The following is a 13797-nucleotide window of genomic DNA, read 5'->3' as shown; positions in this document are numbered from 1 at the left end:
CCGGGTACCCGCACCGGCCCGCGCTACCCCTGCGGTTCGCCGCCAGGTCCGCGCTCCCCGAGCCGCGCCAGCTCGCTCTGGAACCAGTCCAGGCGCGCCTGCAACAGGGCGGCCTCGGCGGCGAGTTCCGGCACGCCGAGTTCGGCCGCCGGTACGGCGGCCCCCTTCCCGGCGATCACCCGCAGTCCCTCCCCGGCCAGCCGCGCGAATCCGGCGAGCGAGGCGGACGTACGGCCGCGCAGACAGCCCGCGCAGGAGGGGGCCAGGGCCCGCCAGCCGGTCTGCCCCAGCCGGCGTCGGCCAGCGCCACGGCGGCCGTGCCACAGGCGCAGGGGCCGACGGTGGCGGTGCGCACCCGCTGACGGGCGTAGCGGAAGCCGAGCTCGAAGCGGAGGTAGCGGCCCAGCAGCGTGACCTCCAGCAGTACGGCCGCCCGGTGCTCGGCCGTGCACAGCAGCGCCTCGGCGGCCGTACGGTCGTGCACGCAGTGGAAGCCGCAGTCGCAGCGCCGGTGCGGTGCCCGGTGTCCGAGGCCGTAGACGCAGGACGCGTCGGCCAGGACTCCGTACGGCAGCGCGCCGCCGAGCGACACACCGGTGAAGCCGGCCCGGGTGCCGTCGTGGGACAGCACCGGCTGGGCGATCTTGTATCCGGTCGGCGGCTCCGTCGGGCGTTCCTCCGGAAGCCGCAGCCTCATCGGGCCGCCGGGACCTCTTCGGGGGCCTTCAGTTCCTTGATCTTTTCGAGGTTCTCGGGGAGTTCGGGCTCTTCGTCGTGGATCAGCGGCTGCTCTTCAGCGACTCCGGTGGCGAGTGCCTTGCCGAGTTTCATGACGCCTCCAGGACCAGGGGTCGTTGACCGTCTGGGCCACACAGTGACCCACGGCGCCCCGGTTTGGACATAGGGCCTCCGCCACCCATACGACAGTGATGCTTAGCGATACCTCGTAGGAAATTTAAGTGGAGCTTCACGGTCGCGCTGCCGAGACTACCGGCATGACGACCACGAACTCCCCCTTCGGCCGCGCCCTCTGCGCCATGATCACGCCCTTCACCGAGGAGGGCGCGCTCGATCTCGCCGGGGCACAGCGGCTCGCGGACCGGCTGGTGTCCGAGGGCTGTGACGGACTGGTGCTGTCCGGCACCACGGGCGAGTCGCCGACCACGACGGACGAGGAGAAGTCCCGGCTCGTCGGCGCGGTGCGGGAGGCGGTGGGAGAGCGGGCGTCGGTGGTGGCCGGGGTCGGCACCTTCGGCACCCGGCACACCGTGGAGCTGGCGCTGGCGGCCGAAAAGGCGGGCGCAGACGGGCTGTTGGTGGTGTCGCCGTACTACAGCAGGCCGCCGCAGGACGCGCTGGAGAGACACTTCCGGGAGATCGCCGACGCCTCGGGACTCCCGCTCGCGGTCTACGACATCCCGGGCCGCACCGGCGTCCGTATCGAGCCGGACACCATGCTCCGGCTCGCCGAGCACCCGAGGATCGTCGCGGTGAAGGACTGCTCCTACGACTTCCTCGCCGCCCAGAAGGTCATCTCCCGCACGGAGTTGGCGTACTACGCGGGCTGCGAGGAGCACAACCTCGCGCTGTACGCGGTGGGCGGCGCGGGCTACATCAGTACGGTGGCCAACGTGGCCCCCGCCCGACTCCGCGCTGTACTCGACGCGTTCGACGCGGGCGAGACCGCGGAGGCGGCCCGCCTCCAGCAGCGGGCCACCCCGCTCATCGAGGCGATGATGGCGGCGGGCCTGCCCGGTACGGTCACCGCCAAGGCCCTGCTGAACGAACTCGGCCTTCCCGCGGGCCCGGTCCGCGCCCCGCTGCGGCCCGCCGGCCGCGAGGCGACCGACGACCTGCTGACGGCGTACCGGAGCCTCACGGGCTGATCAGCGGCCTCCCGCAGGGCGTCACGCACGAGTTCCTCGACGTTCATGGACGTACCTCCGCAGGAGAGAGGGCGGGCACGCGCTCCATGGCCGTGAGGGCGGCCAGTTCGGGTGCGAGAGCACGCAGACGGGCGAGGGAGCGGTGAGTGGTGGACCGTACGGTGCCGACGGAACAGCCGAGGATCGCGGCCGCCTCGGCCTCGGGCAGGTCCTCGAAGTAGCGCAGCACCAGCACGGTCCGCTGCCGGGCGGTGAGCCGGGCGAGCGCGCCGCGCATCACGAGCCGCAGCTCGGCAGCGGCTGCGGAGTCGCGTCGGACTCGGCGCCGGTGTCGGGCGGCTCGGCGACACTCACCTCGCGCCGCCGCCGGCCTGTTCGCGGAACGCCCGGACGGAGTCCACTGGAAGACGGCGGCGATCGTGGAGTACGCGAAGGGCCGGCCGTTCGCGTGGGTGGACGACGAGCAGAGCGCGGCGGACGAGGCGTATGTGGCGGAACACCATCCGGGGCCGGCACTGCTGCAACACGTAGACCCACGGATCGGTCTGCGGGAGCCCGATTTCAGAGCACTGGAGGAATGGGCGGCGAGGGCGAGCGCCCCGTAGGGGCGCGGGGCTGTATCAATGTGCGGCTCCGCCGCGCGGGCGCGACCGGCCCCCACCGGCCCGCCGCTCCCACAACGACTCAGTTGTGGCTGTGAAGGATCTCGTTCAAGCCACCCCACACCGCATTGTTCGGCCGAGCCTCCACCGTCCCCGTGACCGAGTTACGCCGGAACAGAATGTTGGAAGCCCCCGACAGCTCACGAGCCTTCACGATCTGCCCGTCAGGCATGGTGACGCGCGTACCGGCGGTGACGTACAGCCCCGCCTCCACCACGCACTCATCACCCAGCGCGATCCCGACACCGGCCTCGGCGCCGATCAGGCACCGCTCCCCGATGGAGATGATCACGTTGCCGCCACCCGACAGCGTGCCCATCGTCGACGCACCGCCACCGATGTCCGAGCCGTCGCCGACGACAACACCGGCGGAGATACGGCCCTCCACCATCGACGTACCGAGCGTGCCGGCGTTGAAGTTGACGAACCCCTCGTGCATCACCGTCGTGCCCTCGGAGAGGTGCGCGCCCAGGCGGACCCGGTCGGCGTCGGCGATGCGGACGCCCTTCGGCGCCACGTAGTCCGTCATACGCGGGAACTTGTCGATGGACGTCACCTGGAGGTGCAGCCCCTCGGCGCGGGCGTTGAGGCGGACCTTCTCGACGTCGTCGACCGCGACCGGGCCGAGCGAGGTCCAGGCGACGTTGGCGAGGAAGCCGAACATGCCCTCCAGGCTCTGGCCGTGCGGCTTGACCAGGCGGTGGGAGAGCAGGTGCAGCCGGAGGTAGACGTCGTGCGCGTCGATCGGCTTGTCGTCGAGGGACGCGATGACCGTACGGACCGCGACGACCTCGACGCCGCGCCGGGCGTCCGGACCGATCGCCTTCGCGGCACCCTCGCCGAGCAGCTCGACGGCCTTCTCGGCGGACAGCCGCTGCGTGCCGGACGGGCCAGGGCCGTCCTCTGCAGTCGCAGCGGAGAGCTCGGGCGCGGGGAACCAGGTGTCGAGGACGGTGCCGTCGGCGGCGATCGTGGCGAGGCCGGCGGCAACGGCGCCGGTGGTGCGAGGTGCAGTCGTGTCGGTCATGAGGGCAACCTAACTTGGCGGGGGCCGCCGGGGCGAACCGGTGCGCCCCGTATCTCACGTGCCGGGCGCCGGTTCACCGATGACCCTCCGCAGCATCTCCCGCGCGTACTCCTCGTCGTACGGCACGCCCGTGAGCAGCACCTGGAGGCAGATCCCGTCCATCAGCGCGACCAGCGCCCGGGCGGTGACGGGATCCGTGCGGCGGCCGAGCAGCTCGGCGAGGTCCGTCGCCCACTCGGCGGCGACCGGGCGCAGGGCGGGGCGGCGGAGTGCCGCCAGGTAGAGCTCGCACTCCAGCTCCACGCCCGTGCGGTCCCCGGCGAGCCATTCGCCGATCCAGCCCGCGAGCTCGTCCGCCAGGTCGGCCGCCGGGTCCGTGAGACCTCCGCGCGCGGCGACGACCTTGGCGAAGCCCTCGTTCGCCTGGCGCAGGGCGGCGACCATCAGCTCGTCGAGGGTCGCGAAGTGGTACGTCGTCGAGCCGAGCGGGACATCGGCCTCGGCCGCGACCGAGCGGTGGGTGAGCCCCGCGAGGCCCTTCGCGCCGACGACGCGGATCGCGGCGTCGATGATCCGCTGCCGTCGCTCCGGATCGTAGCGCCGGGCCATCAGTGCGCCCCTCCCAGGTTCAGGACCACGACCCCCGCGACTATCAGCAGGATCCCCGTGACCTTGGTGAAGGTGAGCGCCTCACCGAAGGCCAGGAGGCCGATGACGGCGATGCTCGCGGTGCCGACGCCGGCCCAGATCGCGTAGGCGGCGCCGATGCCGACCGTCTTCAGGGTCTGCGCGAGCAGCGTGAAGGAGACGACGTAACCGAGCGCGGTCAGCAGCGAGGGCCAGAACCTGCTGAAACCGGCGCTGTACTTCATGGCGGTGGTCGCGGCCACCTCGGCGGCGATGGCGCCGGCGAGCGTCAGGTATCCCATGTGTACAAGCGTACACAACGAACGGGTACGTGCGCACACAACGGCGGGCGATCCCCTCGCAACCGCGGCCACGGGGCCCGGTTCGCGCACCCGGGCCACGCGGTCGGCCATCCGCCGCTTGGCGTGAGCCGCGCGCCGCAGCGCCGACGGTGGCGTCCCGCCGAGTGTCCGCCGAGTGGTGTAGGCGGTCAGCCTTCGCGGCTTCGCAGGTCGCGGCCGGGTTGGGTCCGGCACCCCAGGACCGGGCGGCCCCCGGCCGTGCTGACCGGCTCGCGCAGCGGCGCGGAGCTTCGGCCGGGCCGGCCGATCACAGGCCGTCCGGGCCGGCGTGGTCCGGATGGCTACACCACTCGGCGGACCACTCGGCGGGACGCCGCAGCGCCGACACCTTCCGGTACCGCAGCAGTTCGGCGGGATCGGGGCGGACGGCCCCCGTGAGCTCGTAGCCATGACGGGCGAGCCGCTGCCCCAGTACGGCATCGCACAGCCGTATCTGATCCGGCGTCAGCCGCTGCTGCCAACTGGCCGCCCGCGAGACGTCCAGCGCTCCGCTTGAGCGGGATGCCGAGCGCCGAGCCGAGGGTCGGCGGGCCGTCCGCGATCCGTTCGACAACGGTGTCGGCGTCCAGCCCCAGCCATGGAACCGCGTCTCCTTCCGCCCCGTGATCCAGCGGGCGAGCCCGGCCCGGCTCCCGGCGTCCCGCAGATCGCCGAAGGCGAGGCGGCCCTCGTAGGCGGGCAGCACGAAGCTCGTCTCGGGCGGAAGCGCTGTCCGCGGATGCGCGTGCAGCATGAGCTGGAGCAGGGTCGTCCCGGACCGGGGACACCCGAGGACGAACACGGGACGAGCACGGGTAACCACGGTCCCACGCTGCCGTCGGCGGATGAGACGCCCCTGGGACAGTCCCTGAGAAAGCGATGTGGAAAGCGCTCGCTTCACATCCTTCAAACGCCTGCTCGATCGCACCGCCCTCCGCTACTGTTTCACCGTTCACATACCGGGCCATCGCAGCCGCGGCTGTCTCCTCGTGACGCCGCCGAAGGAACGCGCATGCCACAAGACAAGTCCCGGCCCCCTCAGGACCGTCCCTGGGAGAGCGGCTGGGCACCGGACACCTCCCGGACCCCGGGCACGCGCCGCCTCTGGCTGGCCGGAGCCCTGGCGCTGGCCACGATCGCCGCGTGTGTGACGGCGATAGCCGTGACCCGCAGGCCTGCTGACGATCTGTCACGCTCGGCGACCCCGACGACGAGCGCCTCCCCACCCGGCCTGATCTCCTTCGCGAGCCCGTCGCCGAGCACGGCACCCGCTCCCCCGCTGGCCAAGCCGAACCCCCCGTCCCCGCACCCGAGGACCACCGCACCCCGCCCCGGCCCAGCCCCCACCCGGGCCGAACCGCCGTCCCCCTCGCCGTCCCCGAAGCCGAGCCCCACCTCTCGCTCGGTCCGCTCGGTCAACTACCCGGACCGCTACTGGCAGGTGAGCGGAGACCGCGTCGCCCTCACCCCGGCCCCCACCCCCTTCAGGGTGCTCAAGGGCCTGGCCAAGCCGTCCTGTTACTCCTTCGCCACGGCCGACGGCACGTATCTCCGCCACCGCGAGTTCGTCCTGCGCGCGGAACGGACCGACGGCTCCGCGCTCTTCGCCCAGGACGCCACCTTCTGCCCCCGCCCCGCGTCCCACCCGGGCGCGATCATGCTGGAGTCGGTGAACTACCCGGGCCGCTATCTGCGCCACCAGAACTTCCAACTCCGCCTGGACCCGTACCAGTCGAGCGATCTCTACCGCGCGGACTCGGCGTTCCGACTGGTGACGTGAACGCAGAGAAGCGGCGACACCCCTCAGGGCATCGCCGCTTCCGCAAGCAGGTCGGTCAGACGTTGAACCCGAGCGCCCGAAGCTGCTCGCGGCCGTCGTCCGTGATCTTGTCCGGGCCCCACGGCGGCATCCAGACCCAGTTGATGCGCAGCTCGTTGACAAGGCCGTCCGTGGCGGACTTGGCCTGGTCCTCGATGACATCCGTCAGCGGACAGGCCGCCGAGGTCAGGGTCATGTCGATGGTCGCGATGTTCGCGTCGTCGATGTGGATGCCGTAGATCAGGCCGAGGTTGACGACGTCGATGCCCAGCTCGGGGTCGACGACGTCGTACAGCGCCTCGCGGATCTCCTCTTCCGAGGCCGGCTTCATCTCAACGGTGTCGGTCATGCCGTCTTCCTTTCGGCGTCGGCTCCGCCCAGGGCCTGGGCCGTCGCGTCCTTCCACGCCATCCAGCTCAGGAGAGCGCACTTGACCCGGGCCGGGTACTTGGAGACTCCGGCGAACGCGACCGCGTCCTCCAGGACCTCCTCCATCGCGTCATCGGGCTCGATCCTGCCCTTGGACTGCATCAGCTCCAGGAAGGTCTCCTGGATCTTCTGAGCGTCGGACAGGTCCTTGCCGACCAGCAGTTCGTTCAGCACGGACGCGCTCGCCTGGCTGATCGAGCAGCCCTGGCCCTCGTACGAGACGTCCGCGATCTTCGTGCCGTCGTACTTCACGCGCAGGGTGATCTCGTCGCCGCACGTCGGGTTCACATGGTGCACCTCGGCATCGCCATCCCGCAGACCACGCCCATGGGGGTTCTTGTAGTGGTCCAGGATGACTTCCTGGTACATGGAGTCCAGCTTCACCGATCAGCCCTTCAGCCGAAGAAGTTCCGTACGTGCTCCAGGCCGTCCACCAGAGCGTCGATCTCGGCCGGCGTGGAGTACAGATAGAACGACGCTCGCGTGGTCGCAGGAATTCCGTACCGCAGGCAGACCGGGCGGGCGCAGTGGTGGCCCACCCGGACCGCGATGCCCTGCTCGTCCAGTACCTGGCCGACGTCGTGCGGGTGGATGTCCCCGAGCGTGAAGGAGATCGCCGCGCCCCGGTCCTCGGCCGTGGTGGGGCCGATGATCCTGAGGTCGGGTACCTCTTGCAGACGCTGCACCGCGTACTCGGTGAGCGCGTGCTCATGGGCGAGGATCTTGTCCATGCCGATCGCGCTCAGGTAGTCGATCGCCGCGCCCAGACCGACCGCCTGCGCGACCGGCGGGGTGCCCGCCTCGAACTTGTGCGGGGCGGGAGCGTACGTCGACGAGTGCATCGACACCGTCTCGATCATCTCGCCGCCGCCGAGGAACGGGGGCAGGTCTTCGAGCAGCTCCTGGCGGCCCCAGAGGACGCCGATGCCGGTCGGGCCGCACATCTTGTGGCCGGTGAAGGCCACGAAGTCGGCCTGGAGGGCCTGCACGTCCATCGGCATGTGCGGCGCGGCCTGCGAGGCGTCGATGCAGACCAGCGCGCCGACCTCCTGCGCCCGGCGCACGATCGCCTCGACCGGGTTGACCGTGCCCAGGATGTTGGAGACCAGCACGAAGGAGACGATCTTCGTCTTCTCGGTGATGATCTCGTCGATGTTGGACAGGTCGAGCCTGCCGTCGTCGGTCAGGCCGAACCACTTCAGCTTCGCGCCCGTGCGCTGCGCGAGCAGCTGCCACGGCACGATGTTGGAGTGGTGCTCCATCTCCGTGATGACGATCTCGGTCTCGGCGTCCACGCGGTAGGGCTCGTCGGCCCAGCCCAGCATGTTCGCCACGAGGTTCAGCGACTCCGAGGCGTTCTTGGTGAAGATCACCTCGTCGCGGCTGGGCGCGTTGATGAACTCGGCGACCTTGTCGCGCGCGCCCTCGTACAGCGCCGTGGCCTCCTCGGCGAGCACATGCACACCGCGGTGGACGTTGGCGTTGTAGCGCTCGTAGTACTCACTCAGGGCGTCCAGCACCTGGCGCGGCTTCTGCGAGGTCGCCGCGTTGTCCAGGTACACGAGCTTCCGTCCGTCGTGGACCTGGCGGTCCAGGATGGGGAAGTCTTTTCGGATCGCCTCGGTGTCGAGGAGGCCCGGCAGCTGTGTCACGCGGATACGCCACCCTTCGTGTAAGCCTCGTAGCCCTCGTTCTCCAGCTTGTCGGCGAGCTCGGCGCCGCCGGACTCGACGATGCGACCGGCCGAGAAGACGTGGACGTAGTCCGGCTTGATGTAGCGCAGGATGCGCGTGTAGTGCGTGATCAGCAGGGTGCCGACCTCGCCGGTCTCACGGACGCGGTTGACGCCCTCGGAGACGACGCGCAGGGCGTCGACGTCGAGGCCGGAGTCGGTCTCGTCGAGGATCGCGACCTTCGGCTTGAGCAGCTCCAGCTGGAGGATCTCGTGGCGCTTCTTCTCACCGCCGGAGAAGCCCTCGTTGACGTTGCGCTCGGCGAAGGCGGGGTCCATGTTGAGGCGCTCCATGGCCTCCTTGACCTCCTTCACCCAGGTGCGCAGCTTGGGGGCCTCGCCGCGGACGGCGGTGGCGGAGGTGCGGAGGAAGTTCGACACGGACACACCGGGAACCTCGACCGGGTACTGCATCGCGAGGAACAGGCCGGCACGGGCGCGCTCGTCGACGGACATCTCCAGGACGTCCTCGCCGTCGAGGGTGACGGTGCCGCCGGTGATCGTGTACTTCGGGTGACCCGCGAGGGAGTAGGCGAGCGTCGACTTGCCGGAGCCGTTGGGGCCCATGATGGCGTGCGTCTCGCCCTGCTTCACGGTGAGGTCGACGCCCTTGAGGATCTCCTTCGTGGCGTTGTCGGCCTCGACGGTGACGTGCAGGTCTCGGATTTCAAGCGTAGCCATGGGTGCCTCAGGACTCCTGGGTGAGGGAGACGAGCACGTCGTCCCCTTCGATCTTTACGGGGTATACGGGGACGGGGCGCGTCGCGGGAAGGCCGGACGGCTTGCCGGTGCGGAGGTCGAACGCGGAGCCGTGCAGCCAGCACTCGATCTGGCAGTCCTCCACCTCGCCCTCGGAGAGCGAGACGTTCGCGTGGGAGCAGATGTCGTGAATGGCGAACACCTCCCCCTCGGTACGGACGACCGAGACCGGCGTGCCGTCGAGTTCCACCCGCTTCGGGGTGTCCTCCTCCAGCTCGCTCAGCCCACAGGCGCGTACGTAGGTCGTCATGCGACCGAAGCCTCCAGCTCCTCCTCGATCTTCGCGATGAGCCGCTCCTCGATGTCGTCGACACCGATCTGCTGGACCAGCTCGGCGAAGAAGCCGCGGACGACGAGACGGCGCGCCTCGTGCTCCGGGATGCCGCGGGCCATCAGGTAGAAGAGCTGCTCGTCGTCGAAGCGGCCGGTGGCGGAGGCGTGGCCGGCGCCGACGATCTCGCCGGTCTCGATCTCCAGGTTCGGCACCGAGTCGACGCGGGCGCCGTCGGTGAGGACCAGGTTGCGGTTCATCTCGTAGGTGTCGGTGCCCTCGGCCCTGGCCTCGATGAGCACGTCACCGATCCACACCGCGTGGGCCTGCTCGCCCTGGAGCGCGCCCTTGTAGACGACGTTGGACTTGCAGTGCGGGACGTTGTGGTCGACCAGGAGGCGGTGCTCCTGGTGCTGGCCGGCGTCCGTGAAGTACAGGCCGAGCAGCTCCGCCTCGCCGCCGGTACCGGCGTACTGGACGCGCGGGTGGAGGCGTACGAGATCGCCGCCGAAGGTGACGACCACGGACTTCAGGGAGGCGTCGCGGCCGATCAGCGCGTTGTGCTGGGCCACGTGCACGGCCTTCTCGTCCCAGTCCTGGACGGAGACGACGGTCAGCTTGGCGCCGTCGCCCAGGAGGAAGTCGACATTGGCGGCGAGCACGGCGTCACCGGTGTGGTCGATGACGACGACGGCCTCGGCGAACGCGCCCAGCTCCACGACCTGGTGGGCGAAGGCGACCCCGCCCTCGCCGTGCACGGCGATACGGATCGGCTCGGTGAGGACCGTCTCCTTGGGGACGGTGACCACACCGGCCTTCTCGAACGCCGAGTACGCCTGGGCGGCGATGCGGTCCACCGGGGTGCCCGCCCTGCCGAGCCGTGCGTCGTCGCGGCCGACGGTCTCGACGACGACACCCGCGGGCGCCTCGACGGTGACCTTCACGCCGTCGCCGGTGGCGACGGCGGTGCCGTCGTGCAGCCCGCGCAGGCGCTCCAGCGGAGTGAACCGCCACTCCTCCTCGCGGCCGTGCGGGACCGGGAAGTCCGCCACGTCGAAGGACGGGGGCGCGCTCATGCGCGTGGCGACGGTCGACTCGGCGGCCACCGCGATCTGGCCCGCGGTGGTGGAGCCCACAGGGGTGTTCTGAGCCTCAGCCATGGCTGTCGGTCTGCTCTCTTCCTACGTCAGAAATTGCTGGCTGCTGTCCGGGGCGGGTCTTAACCGACCGCGCCTTCCATCTGCAGCTCGATCAGCCGGTTGAGCTCAAGGGCGTACTCCATGGGCAGCTCCTTGGCGATCGGCTCGACGAAGCCGCGCACGATCATCGCCATCGCCTCGAACTCGCTCAGACCGCGGCTCATCAGGTAGAAGAGCTGGTCCTCGGAGACCTTGGAGACGGTCGCCTCGTGGCCCATGGACACGTCATCCTCGCGGACGTCGACGTACGGGTATGTGTCGGAGCGGGAGATGGTGTCCACGAGCAGCGCGTCGCACAGCACGTTGGACTTGGAGCCGTGGGCGCCCTCGCCGATCTCGACGAGACCACGGTAGGAAGTACGGCCGCCGCCACGCGCCACGGACTTCGACACGATGTTGGAGGAGGTGTTCGGCGCCATGTGGACCATCTTGGAGCCGGCGTCCTGGTGCTGCCCCTCGCCCGCGAAGGCGATGGACAGGGTCTCGCCCTTGGCGTGCTCGCCCATCAGGTAGACGGCCGGGTACTTCATCGTCACCTTGGAGCCGATGTTGCCGTCGATCCACTCCATGGTCGCGCCCTCGTACGCCACGGCGCGCTTGGTGACCAGGTTGTAGACGTTGTTCGACCAGTTCTGGATGGTCGTGTAACGGCAGCGGGCGTTCTTCTTGACGATGATCTCGACGACCGCGGAGTGCAGCGAGTCCGACTTGTAGATCGGGGCGGTGCAGCCCTCGACGTAGTGCACGTAGGCACCCTCGTCGACGATGATCAGGGTCCGCTCGAACTGGCCCATGTTCTCCGTGTTGATACGGAAGTAGGCCTGGAGCGGGATCTCCACGTGGACGCCCGGCGGGACGTAGATGAAGGAGCCGCCCGACCACACGGCGGTGTTCAGGGAGGCGAACTTGTTGTCACCGACCGGGATGACGGTGCCGAAGTACTCCTTGAAGAGCTCCGGGTGCTCCTTCAGAGCCGTGTCGGTGTCGAGGAAGATGACGCCCTGCTCCTCCAGGTCCTCACGGATCTGGTGGTAGACGACCTCCGACTCGTACTGGGCGGCGACACCGGCGACGAGGCGCTGCTTCTCCGCCTCCGGGATGCCCAGCTTGTCGTAGGTGTTCTTGATGTCCTCGGGCAGGTCCTCCCAGGACTCCGCCTGCTTCTCCGTGGAGCGTACGAAGTACTTGATGTTGTCGAAGTCGATGCCCGAGAGGTCCGAGCCCCAGTTGGGCATGGGCTTCTTGTCGAACAGGCGCAGGCCCTTGAGGCGGAGCTTGGTCATCCACTCCGGCTCGGACTTCTTCGCGGAGATGTCCTTGACGACATCCTCGCTCAGACCGCGCTTGGCAGAGGCGCCGGCCTCGTCGGAGTCGGCCCAGCCGTATTCGTACGTGCCCAGACCCTCAAGTTCGGGGTGAGCAGTCTCCGTGGGGAGAGTCATGCGGGGTTCCTCCCGGCCGTGCTTGCAGATGCGTTGTGGGAAATCTTGGGGATGAACGTCGTGCAGACGCCGTCGCCGTGCGCGATGGTCGCCAGTCGCTGGACGTGGGTTCCGAGCAGCTGGGAGAAGATCTCGGTCTCCGCCTCGCAGAGCTGCGGGAACTTTTCCGCCACGTGGGCGACGGGGCAGTGGTGCTGGCACAGCTGTTCGCCGACCGGGGCGCTACGCGCGGTAGCAGCGTACCCGTCCGCGCTCAAGGCCCTGGCAAGGGCTTCGGTCCGCTCGTCGGGGGCGGCGGCCGCGATGGCCTCGCGGTACGCGGTCGCCTGCTCGGCGATCCTCGCGCGCGCGAAGGCGACGACGGCCTCGTCCCCGCCGAACCGCTCCTGGATGAAGCGCAGGGCGTCCGCGGCGAGCTTGTCGTACGACTGGTCGAAGGCATCGCGTCCGCAGTCGGTGAGCGCGAAGACCTTGGCGGGGCGGCCGCGGGTGCGGGCGCCGTACACACGCTGCTCGCGCGCCTCCACGACCTCGTCGGCGACGAGCGCGTCGAGATGACGTCGTACGGCCGCCTGCGTGAGCCCCAGGCGTCCGGCGAGCTCGGCGACGGTCGACGGGCCGTGGTCCAGGATGGACCGCGCGACCCGGTTGCGGGTGGACCGCTCACCGGTCGCGAGCTCCTCAGGGGCCTCGCCGACGTTTTTCACAACGCCATTGTTGCGTAATTCCTCAGACTCGGGCAAGCGGCGCCCGAACCCATGGACGGTGCCCTGCGTCACTTAGGTTTACCTAATCCGACCTGCGAAAACGATCTTTGATCGATCAAACGCGGGCGCAATTCAGTGGCGCCCTGAGGCATGTCGGCACCCCCTCCGACCGGCCCACTTGTCACGCCGGGGCCTGTCGGCGGACGTAATGCGGGCGGTACATTTCAACCCGTCCGGCAGGGGGCCACTGGCGCAGGGATTCCTCTCGACGCCAGTCGGCAATCTCAGCCCGTCCGGCGTTTGAGGACGAGGCCCGTTCAGGGCCCAAGCGGGATCTGGGGGCGCAGCCCCCAGCGGGGGTCCGGGGCAGCGCCCCGGGATGGGACGGGTAGGGGCGGCGGGGACGACAACCGTTGGCGCCCTGCGCAGCGCGCATCCGCAGACGTCGTTCGCCGCCATCGGCCCGCGCGCCGCGGAGGGTGCTGGACGGACACGAACCCGACTGCCGCCTCGGCGAGCGGATTCCGCTGGCCCGCCTTGAGGCGCTCCAGGCGCGCCTGCTGTTGCTCGGCGCCGGCTACGACGCCTGCACCAGCTTCCACCTGGCCGAGTACCGCATCCCCTCTCCCCTCGTGAAGGTGGGCCGGCCCGGCCCGGACGGCTGGGAGACCGTGACCGAGGTGTCCATCAGCTCGGACCGCTTCGACGAGCTTGGGCCACGACTTCGAGCGCGACCGTCCCGTCGTACGGGGCAAGGTGGGCGCGGCCGAGGTGCGGCTGTTCCCCGTGGCCGACGCGGTGGCCTACGCGCTGCGGTGGCTGGAGATACACCGGCCCGGCCGCCCCGGCCGCCCCGGCGGTCCGGGCGGCCGGGGCGGCTGCCTAGACTCTTGAGC

15 protein-coding genes and 4 pseudogenes are annotated in these 13797 nt (G+C 69.9%); 4 read left to right on the top strand and 15 right to left on the bottom strand.

Translation table 11 applies throughout. The features are described from left to right. Positions 1 to 23: 23 nt before the first annotated feature. A pseudogene (locus RMT89_RS08655) lies at positions 24 to 697 on the bottom strand (hypothetical protein). After that, on the bottom strand, positions 694 to 831 hold the full coding sequence (locus RMT89_RS08650) for a hypothetical protein (protein ID WP_315883203.1): 138 nt from the start codon (positions 829 to 831) through the stop codon (positions 694 to 696). Before RMT89_RS08650 ends, RMT89_RS08655 begins: the two are co-directional and overlap by 4 nt. Before the next feature lie 164 nt (positions 832 to 995). Between RMT89_RS08650 and dapA the strand changes: the two genes are divergently transcribed. Next, a complete protein-coding gene (gene dapA / locus RMT89_RS08645) occupies positions 996 to 1886 on the top strand; it encodes a 4-hydroxy-tetrahydrodipicolinate synthase (protein ID WP_315883202.1) in 891 nt (296 codons plus the stop codon). A 43-nt stretch (positions 1887 to 1929) separates the two neighbouring features. Here the strand turns inward: dapA and RMT89_RS08640 are convergent. Beyond that, positions 1930 to 2252, bottom strand: a pseudogene (locus RMT89_RS08640) (sigma-70 family RNA polymerase sigma factor); the annotation flags it as partial. A 5-nt stretch (positions 2253 to 2257) separates the two neighbouring features. On the opposite strand from RMT89_RS08640, the pseudogene RMT89_RS08635 reads away from it, so the two are divergent. After that, positions 2258 to 2491 (top strand): annotated as a pseudogene (locus RMT89_RS08635) (hypothetical protein); the annotation flags it as partial. Positions 2492 to 2570: 79 nt separating this feature from the next. Here RMT89_RS08635 and dapD read toward each other — a convergent pair. The 4 genes from dapD to RMT89_RS08615 form a co-directional block, all read right to left on the bottom strand. Next, positions 2571 to 3575 carry a 2,3,4,5-tetrahydropyridine-2,6-dicarboxylate N-succinyltransferase gene (gene dapD / locus RMT89_RS08630; protein WP_315883201.1) on the bottom strand — a complete coding sequence of 335 codons (1005 nt, stop codon included), beginning with the start codon at positions 3573 to 3575 and terminating at the stop codon, positions 2571 to 2573. A 54-nt stretch (positions 3576 to 3629) separates the two neighbouring features. Continuing rightward, on the bottom strand, positions 3630 to 4184 hold the full coding sequence (locus RMT89_RS08625) for a TetR family transcriptional regulator (protein WP_315883200.1): 555 nt from the start codon (positions 4182 to 4184) through the stop codon (positions 3630 to 3632). Continuing rightward, entirely contained in the window at positions 4184 to 4504 is a 321-nt protein-coding gene (locus tag RMT89_RS08620; protein WP_315883199.1) for a multidrug efflux SMR transporter, read from the bottom strand. The genes RMT89_RS08625 and RMT89_RS08620 overlap by 1 nt, the downstream gene beginning before the upstream one ends. 307 nt (positions 4505 to 4811) lie before the next feature. After that, positions 4812 to 5366 (bottom strand): sulfotransferase, encoded by a 555-nt coding sequence (locus RMT89_RS08615; RefSeq protein WP_315883198.1) that lies wholly within the window; start codon positions 5364 to 5366, stop codon positions 4812 to 4814. A gap of 189 nt (positions 5367 to 5555) precedes the next feature. On the opposite strand from RMT89_RS08615, the gene RMT89_RS08610 reads away from it, so the two are divergent. Continuing rightward, positions 5556 to 6323: an AbfB domain-containing protein gene (locus RMT89_RS08610; protein ID WP_315883197.1), complete on the top strand. Its 768-nt coding sequence runs from the start codon at positions 5556 to 5558 to the stop codon at positions 6321 to 6323. Positions 6324 to 6378: 55 nt separating this feature from the next. On the opposite strand, the gene RMT89_RS08605 is transcribed toward RMT89_RS08610, so the two are convergent. The 8 genes from RMT89_RS08605 to RMT89_RS08570 are packed head-to-tail and all read right to left on the bottom strand — an operon-like array spanning position 6379 to position 12901. Next, positions 6379 to 6711: a metal-sulfur cluster assembly factor gene (locus RMT89_RS08605; RefSeq protein ID WP_269658583.1), complete on the bottom strand. Its 333-nt coding sequence runs from the start codon at positions 6709 to 6711 to the stop codon at positions 6379 to 6381. Beyond that, positions 6708 to 7175, bottom strand: coding sequence for a Fe-S cluster assembly sulfur transfer protein SufU (sufU, locus tag RMT89_RS08600; RefSeq protein WP_186281587.1), 468 nt, complete (start codon positions 7173 to 7175; stop codon positions 6708 to 6710). The genes RMT89_RS08605 and sufU overlap by 4 nt, the downstream gene beginning before the upstream one ends. Before the next feature lie 11 nt (positions 7176 to 7186). Then, positions 7187 to 8443, bottom strand: a complete 1257-nt coding sequence (locus RMT89_RS08595) for a cysteine desulfurase (protein WP_315883196.1) — start codon at positions 8441 to 8443, stop codon at positions 7187 to 7189. Continuing rightward, a complete protein-coding gene (gene sufC, locus RMT89_RS08590; protein ID WP_315883195.1) occupies positions 8440 to 9204 on the bottom strand; it encodes a Fe-S cluster assembly ATPase SufC in 765 nt (254 codons plus the stop codon). The genes RMT89_RS08595 and sufC overlap by 4 nt, the downstream gene beginning before the upstream one ends. A gap of 7 nt (positions 9205 to 9211) precedes the next feature. Beyond that, entirely contained in the window at positions 9212 to 9532 is a 321-nt protein-coding gene (locus RMT89_RS08585) for a non-heme iron oxygenase ferredoxin subunit (RefSeq protein ID WP_033527157.1), read from the bottom strand. Beyond that, on the bottom strand, positions 9529 to 10713 hold the full coding sequence (sufD, locus tag RMT89_RS08580) for a Fe-S cluster assembly protein SufD (protein ID WP_315883194.1): 1185 nt from the start codon (positions 10711 to 10713) through the stop codon (positions 9529 to 9531). The genes RMT89_RS08585 and sufD overlap by 4 nt, the downstream gene beginning before the upstream one ends. Positions 10714 to 10772: 59 nt before the next feature. Beyond that, a complete protein-coding gene (gene sufB / locus RMT89_RS08575) occupies positions 10773 to 12194 on the bottom strand; it encodes a Fe-S cluster assembly protein SufB (protein WP_315883193.1) in 1422 nt (473 codons plus the stop codon). Beyond that, positions 12191 to 12901: a metalloregulator ArsR/SmtB family transcription factor gene (locus RMT89_RS08570; protein ID WP_315883192.1), complete on the bottom strand. Its 711-nt coding sequence runs from the start codon at positions 12899 to 12901 to the stop codon at positions 12191 to 12193. Before RMT89_RS08570 ends, sufB begins: the two co-directional genes overlap by 4 nt. Positions 12902 to 13307: 406 nt before the next feature. On the opposite strand from RMT89_RS08570, the pseudogene RMT89_RS08565 reads away from it, so the two are divergent. Beyond that, positions 13308 to 13795: pseudogene (locus RMT89_RS08565) on the top strand (AAC(3) family N-acetyltransferase); the annotation flags it as partial. Positions 13796 to 13797 lie beyond the last annotated feature (2 nt).

It is taken from the genome of Streptomyces sp. P17, assembly GCF_032436805.1.
In the GTDB taxonomy this organism is placed as follows: Bacteria; Actinomycetota; Actinomycetes; order Streptomycetales; family Streptomycetaceae; genus Streptomyces.
This window is presented reverse-complemented; position numbering and strand designations above follow the sequence as displayed.

Excerpts from the sequence above, each read along its gene's own strand:
- sufC (WP_315883195.1), bottom strand. The coding sequence starts at position 9,204 with ATGGCTACGCTTGAAATCCGAGACCTGCACGTCACCGTCGAGGCCGAC.
- dapA (WP_315883202.1), top strand. The coding sequence starts at position 996 with ATGACGACCACGAACTCCCCCTTCGGCCGCGCCCTCTGCGCCATGATC.
- RMT89_RS08625 (WP_315883200.1), bottom strand. The coding sequence starts at position 4,184 with ATGGCCCGGCGCTACGATCCGGAGCGACGGCAGCGGATCATCGACGCC.
- RMT89_RS08620 (WP_315883199.1), bottom strand. The coding sequence starts at position 4,504 with ATGGGATACCTGACGCTCGCCGGCGCCATCGCCGCCGAGGTGGCCGCG.
- dapD (WP_315883201.1), bottom strand. The coding sequence starts at position 3,575 with ATGACCGACACGACTGCACCTCGCACCACCGGCGCCGTTGCCGCCGGC.
- RMT89_RS08605 (WP_269658583.1), bottom strand. The coding sequence starts at position 6,711 with ATGACCGACACCGTTGAGATGAAGCCGGCCTCGGAAGAGGAGATCCGC.
- sufD (WP_315883194.1), bottom strand. The coding sequence starts at position 10,713 with ATGGCTGAGGCTCAGAACACCCCTGTGGGCTCCACCACCGCGGGCCAG.
- RMT89_RS08650 (WP_315883203.1), bottom strand. The coding sequence starts at position 831 with ATGAAACTCGGCAAGGCACTCGCCACCGGAGTCGCTGAAGAGCAGCCG.
- RMT89_RS08610 (WP_315883197.1), top strand. The coding sequence starts at position 5,556 with ATGCCACAAGACAAGTCCCGGCCCCCTCAGGACCGTCCCTGGGAGAGC.
- RMT89_RS08585 (WP_033527157.1), bottom strand. The coding sequence starts at position 9,532 with ATGACGACCTACGTACGCGCCTGTGGGCTGAGCGAGCTGGAGGAGGAC.
- sufB (WP_315883193.1), bottom strand. The coding sequence starts at position 12,194 with ATGACTCTCCCCACGGAGACTGCTCACCCCGAACTTGAGGGTCTGGGC.